Source organism: Thermomicrobiales bacterium (assembly GCA_041390825.1).
Taxonomy (GTDB): domain Bacteria; phylum Chloroflexota; class Chloroflexia; order Thermomicrobiales; family UBA6265; genus JAMLHN01.
In genome coordinates this window covers 1-6083 of record JAWKPF010000069.1, presented here as the reverse complement: position 1 = coordinate 6083, position 6083 = coordinate 1, and the positions used below count along the sequence as shown (strand labels likewise).

Annotated in this window: 6 protein-coding genes; 1 reads left to right on the top strand and 5 read right to left on the bottom strand. The window is 59.3% G+C overall.

Features of this window, described 5'->3' with window-relative positions; translation table 11 throughout:
* Window positions 1-262 precede the first annotated feature (262 nt).
* Window positions 263-1837, top strand: coding sequence for a serine hydrolase domain-containing protein (locus R2855_19765; protein ID MEZ4533242.1), 1575 nt, complete (start codon window positions 263-265; stop codon window positions 1835-1837).
* 1 nt (window position 1838) lies between these two features.
* On the opposite strand, the gene R2855_19760 is transcribed toward R2855_19765, so the two are convergent.
* The 5 genes from R2855_19760 to R2855_19740 form a co-directional block, all read right to left on the bottom strand.
* Window positions 1839-2597, bottom strand: a complete 759-nt coding sequence (locus R2855_19760) for an ATP-binding cassette domain-containing protein (protein ID MEZ4533241.1) — start codon at window positions 2595-2597, stop codon at window positions 1839-1841.
* Window positions 2594-3454, bottom strand: a complete 861-nt coding sequence (locus tag R2855_19755) for an iron chelate uptake ABC transporter family permease subunit (GenBank protein ID MEZ4533240.1) — start codon at window positions 3452-3454, stop codon at window positions 2594-2596. The genes R2855_19760 and R2855_19755 overlap by 4 nt, the downstream gene beginning before the upstream one ends.
* A 130-nt stretch (window positions 3455-3584) precedes the next feature.
* Complete coding sequence (locus R2855_19750; protein MEZ4533239.1) at window positions 3585-4577, bottom strand: iron chelate uptake ABC transporter family permease subunit; 993 nt, start codon at window positions 4575-4577, stop codon at window positions 3585-3587.
* A 52-nt stretch (window positions 4578-4629) separates the two neighbouring features.
* Window positions 4630-5583, bottom strand: coding sequence for a siderophore ABC transporter substrate-binding protein (locus R2855_19745; GenBank protein MEZ4533238.1), 954 nt, complete (start codon window positions 5581-5583; stop codon window positions 4630-4632).
* A 119-nt stretch (window positions 5584-5702) separates the two neighbouring features.
* A partial coding sequence (locus R2855_19740; protein ID MEZ4533237.1) for a GNAT family N-acetyltransferase occupies window positions 5703-6083 on the bottom strand: 381 nt, incomplete at its 5' end.

The window sequence follows — 6083 nt, the reverse complement described above, 5'->3', positions numbered from 1 at the left end:
GCCGCCGTCTTCGTTGCAGTCAATTGACGAGAGATGATGCCCGCGATTCGTCCCGCGTCGAGTCGTCATTGGCATCAGGCGCTTCAGGAACGCAAGCGCATCAGGTGGCATTTCAGCATTCGGCACAGCGTTGACCCGCGTACCAGCACGCCACGATTCAGTACTCCTACGGATAGGCGATGTTGCTTCGAGAGACTAGGCTGAGGATCACTGGCGCCAGCCAAGTTCGGATCGGGTTTCGAAGGAGGTAGCAAGCCACATCATGTCCACCTTCATGGATCATCGTCTGACTCGACGCACATTCGTCAAATCAGCGGGCGCGTCCACCGCGATCGCTGCAACTCTTCTCGCGTCGTCGAGCTCAAGCGCTCAAGAGGCTACTCCGACCGCGAGTTCTGGTCTCGACTGGGGGCGATTCGACACGTCGATCGAAACTGCCCAGTCCACCTTTGACATGGTCGGTGTGGCAGTTTCCGTGGTTGTTGGCGACGAGATTGCCTACCGGCGCATGTTCGGGGTTCGCGATCTCGAAACCGGAACGCCTGTCACTCCAGAGACGCACTTTCTGGTGGCATCCACAACCAAGTCGATGACGTCGCTCCTGGTTGCTACCTATGTCGACGAAGGAGTGCTCGACTGGGACCAGCGAGTACGCGAAGTATTCCCCGACTTTCGAGCGCCCACGGCCGAACTCACGGATACCTTGCGGGTGCGCGACATGCTGAACATGTCCTCGGGAATCGGTGAGCCGGACGCGGTTTCCGCTTTTCATCAGGGTGATCCAACGACACCGCAACTGTTGCAGATGCTCAGCGGCCTTCCTGTTATCGGAGCCCCGGGAGACCAGTTCTTCTACAACGGAACGGTCTATTCGGTAGGCGGCTACCTCCCGGCCCTTGCGTTGGGTGTCGATCCGTCCGAGATCGGCTCCACCTACGCATCCCAGATGAGCGAACGAGTCTACGGACCTACCGGCATGTCCAGTGCTCGCATCGCGGATGACCCGAGACCGTTCACCGCAGAGTATGCGACCGGCTATGGTCCCGATTTCTCGCACGGAACCGCGCGGCAACCATTTGCCCCAGTCGGCAGCTACGCGCCTGCCGGTGGAACGCTAGCTACCCATGACGAGATGACACGCTACGTCATGATGCAACTCAATCGAGGAGTGGCGAACGACGGGACGCGTGTTGTCTCCGAAAAGAACCTAGCGGAGTGCTGGGCTTCGAATGTCGATGTCCCCTTCGATACCGAGACGAACCCCGATCTCGTCCGTTCCGGATACGGTATGGGATGGCTCGATTTCACCTATCGTGGAGGGCGCCGCTTGGTCTCACATGCCGGCGGAATCGACGGTTTTACCACCTTCCTGGCGCTGTTGCCTGACGATGGGATTGGACTCGTCGTCAACACGAATGTCGGGCCGCTTTCGCGCGGATTGGGATACGTGCAATACGTCTCCGCGCTGTTTGTCGAGACCTTGTACGGTCTCAACATCGGCGCGGCTGATGCCGCGGTCTCACAGTATCGGGCTGCTGCTCAAGCATTGACCGATCTCGCCGCTGCCGCCACGCCGGCCGACGAGGCGAAGATCGCGGCCTGGATTGGCTTCTACGAGCGTGGCTGGAGCCTTGGATTCGATGATGTTGGGACGCTGCTGCTTCGGCAAAGCTCCCGTGCAATCCCCATCTTGGCATTGCCTGACGGGAGCTACGTCATGGCCAGCGGGGTCGCTCCCGGAGCAGTGGTGCAGTTCGTGACCGATGCGAGTGGCATGCCGGCAATGGAGATCGTGGGACTGGAGACCGTGCGCTGGATGACAGGCGAATCGCCCTGAATCAGCGGTAGTAGATCCCGATACGGTTCCCGGCGATCTCCTGAACCTCGACATCGAGGCCATAAATGACGGAGAGTGTCTCGGTGGTCATCAACTCCATCGGAGTGGTGTGATAGAGCACCTTGCCATTGGCCATAGCGACGATATGGTCAGAGTAACAGGAGGCGAAGTTGATATCGTGCAAGACCATCACGATGGTCTTGCCAAGCTCGTCCGCGGTTCTGCGCAACATCCGCATGATTCCCACTGCATGCTTCATGTCAAGGCTGTTCAGCGGCTCGTCGAGCAGCACATAGTCGGTGTCTTGCGCCAGCACCATCGCAACAAACGCGCGTTGTCGTTGTCCGCCCGAGAGCTCATCCAGGAATCGCTCGCGCATCGGATCGAGGTGCATGTATTCGATGGCGGCTTCGATCTTGTCCCGGTCCTCGATCGTCAATCGACCGCGTGAATAGGGATAGCGCCCAAATGCCACCAGGTCACGTACGGTCAACCGAGCATCGAGCCGGTTGTCCTGCCGCAGAATCGAGAGGCGTTGCGCAAGATCGCGGCTCGGGGTGGTGCTGACGTCGAGCCCGTCCACGCGGATCGTTCCGCCATCCATTCCGACGAGCCGACTCATCATACCCAGCAGGGTCGATTTGCCAGCGCCGTTCGGTCCGATGATGGTCGTCAGCCCGCCACGCGGAATGGTCAGCGAGACTTGGTCCACAACAGTCACATTCCCATACCGCTTGGTCGCCTGTTCGACCTGGATCATCTGGCGCTCCTCCGCAGGATCAGATAGATGAACGCAATTCCTCCGATGAATTCGATGATGACCGACAGGCTGCTATTGAGCCCAAAGGCATGCTCGAGGACTGCCTGGCCGCCGACGAGCGCCATGACGCCAAGCATGGCGGCCGTCGGCAACGTGTAGCGATGCCAGGGCGACCCGGCAATGAGATACGCGACGTTCGCCACCAGCAGACCGAAGAACGCAACCGGTCCGACGAGCGCCGTCGAGACTGCGGTGAGCACGATGGTGGCGACCAGCACGATGGCCACAGAGCGGCGATAGTCGACCCCAAGGCTGACCGCGCTGTTGCGACCCAGGATGAGGAGATCGAGCTCTGGCAATTGATGCCAGAGAATCAACGACGCGCCGAGCACGAGCACCGCAGCCATCACGAGCAACGTCTGGTCGATGGCATTGAAGCTGGCGAAACCGGCATCCTGGAGCACAGCAAAATCGCTTGGCTCGATCATGCGCTGCGCGAAATTGGTCAAGCTGCGAAAGAGCGCTCCGAAGATGATGCCGACCATCACAATCAGATAGATGCTGTATCGGGCTCTGAGAAAGAGGATCCAGAAAATGGCGGTACAGAAAACGACCATGATTGTGACTTCGATGCCGAACTGCAGTTGCGGATCGAGGGTCAACAAGCGGCTGCTACCGAAAAAGAAGACCACCATCGTTTGGATTAGCATGTAGAGCGCGTCGAATCCCATGATGGCCGGGGTAAGAATGCGATTCTCCGTGATTGTTTGGAATGCAACGGTAGAGATCGCAATCGCGATGCCAACGAGCCCCATCGCGGCGATCTTGCGAGCCCGAAATGGAGCATTATGTCCCAATTGCCGTTGGCTTCACAGTCATGAAGAGCGCGATCGTCGTCAGGAGCAAGAGCGCGACGATGCAGAGACGAATCAGGGAGTACGGTCGCTTCCGGTCTGAACGGCTGCGGTGTGTGTGACTGCCGTGTTGCTAGCTGACACGGGGGTGATTTCCAGAGGAGCAAGACCAGGGGAAAGGAAACTTCCAATCACCCCCACCATGACGCTTACGATCGGAATTGAACGGATAGCGGATCAATCGTCCAAGGATGTCGCAGAGGAGCACAAAGGCTGCTCCGCTTACCGCGATCCATGGAATCGAGACCCGCGCGTTATCACCCATGACCATGCGCACCAGGTTGGGCACGATCAACCCGAGAAAAGGGATGGCTCCAACCGTGACGACATCCACGGCGGTTACCAACGCCACGATTGCCATGCCTATGAACATCACCAGACGATAGTTGAGTCCCAAATTGGTCGTGAACTCTTCACCCATGCCGGCCACGGTGAAACGGTCCGACGCGATGAATGCCAGAATCGCCAGCCCACCAGCCAGCCAAAGAAGTTCATATCGGCCGCGCAACATGCTCGAAAAATCGCCTGTGGTCCAGGCAGAGAGTGACTGCAGAAGGTCATGCCGGTAGGCGAAGAACGTGGTAACGGAGGAGATCACGCCGCCGAGCATGATGCCGATGAGCGGCACCATCAACGGTGATCGAAGCGGAATCCGGTGCAGAATCGCCAGAAACACAAAGGTTCCAACAAGCGCGAAGAACGACGCCACCACCATCTTGGCGAAGATTGGGATTCCCGGCGCCAGGATCGCAACGGCCAACAATCCGAGGGTTGCCGATTCGGTGGTGCCCGCGAGTGATGGTTCCACGAACCGGTTGCGCACCAGCAACTGCATGATCAAACCGGCTATCGCCAGCGACGCTCCGGCCAGAATGATCGCCACGGTGCGCGGAACTCGGCTTTCGATTAGCACCATGGTCGTGTGATCGACTCCATCTCCCGAGAGAATCGAACGCCAATCCATGCTGTAGACGCCAATGGAGATACTGACGAGCGCCAGGACGCCCACCAGCAACACCGCGATCGGCAAGAACCCGAGAGATTTCGAGAAACGAGTTTCGACCATTCAGTGGAAACAGCGCCGGCGGCTGAGGAGACTCAACCGCCGGCAATGCGCGTTACTCCGCGAACGCCGCGTCGATTTCGTCGATCATCGACTGCACCGTTCCGAGACCGGTCATGACGATGTACCAGTTGTAGGGATCGAGATAGACGATCTGGTCGTTCTGCCAGGCGGTCGTCTCGTGCATGAGCGCGTTGTCCAGCACTTCCTCGGCCGAGGCGCCTTCTTCGCCGGTGACCGCGTCCCGATCGAAGACGAAGAGCCAGTCCGGGTTGTGCTCCAGCAGGAACTCGAACGAGATCGGCTCGCCGTGCGTGGCTTCCTCGACATCTTCCACCGGAAGCTGGAATCCAAGCGTGTCGTAGATGAATGCGCCGCGAGTCCAGCCCGGCGACACCGCAGAGACTTCGCCGCCTGCGGTAAGAATGACCAAACCGGTGCCGGCGTCGGCGGTTTTTTCGCGTAGCGCTTCGATCTGCGCGTTCAGATCGGCCAGCGCAGCTTCCGCTTCGGCTTGCTTTCCGAAGATCGAAGCAAGCGTCATGGTCTGGTTGGTCAGATCTCCCATGAAATCGACGCCTTCGCCGGTCAGGTCGATGGTCGGCGCGATCTTGCTTAGCTCCGGCAACGCCTCGGCTGAGCGGTTCGCGACAATGATCAGATCCGGCTTCGCGGCCGCAACTGCTTCGTAGTCCGGCTCGAATAGCGTGCCGATATCGAGATACTCATCGGTGTTGAAGCGCTCGAATTCCCCTCCGAGATTCGATTTCGGCAGTCCTGCCACCTTGACGCCCAACTTGTCCAGTGTGTCGGCGCTGGAGAGGTCGAACGTCAACACGACATCTGGGTTCAGTGGTACTTCCGTCTCGCCTTGCACGTGGGTGATGACAATCGTGTCCGCTTCCGGCGCTCCCTGTGCGGAAACCGTGGCGCTCAACGCTCCGACAATGAGCAGCAATGCGGCGGCGATGGCCAACAGCGCGCGATGAATTGGCAGTCTCTCCCTCATGAAGAGCTGTCTCCCTTTCCGTTGAATGTCGTCGAGTTCTAGATCGCCGTCGAACGTCCGGTTCAGCGCTACGCGGGTAACCCTAGCAGATATCCGACTGATTTACTAGGATATTCTCATCAGGACGCTGGTCGAGAACGCGACATCGATTGGTGAGGGATGCCGCGCACGGTGAAGACCGTGCCGAAGGGTTTGTAGCCGAACTGACGGTAGAAGCGAATCGCGTGGGTTTGGGCGCTGAGCAGCGTCATGGGGTAGCCGGCCCGGTCGGCCGCATCGACCAGTTCGGTGACAATGGCTGAGCCGACGCCATGCTTGCGGTACTCGCGCTCGGTCGCGATCCAGGAGAGATATGCCAGCCGCTGCGGCGCTGGAGGGGAGAGGCGTCCGGTGCCAATCAAATGGCCGTCCTGGATTGCCATCAGGGTGATGCTCTTGTGCTCGTCGGGATCGGTCATGGGAAGGTCGGCCAGGCGCTGCTCCTCGCGGAAGACCCGCGA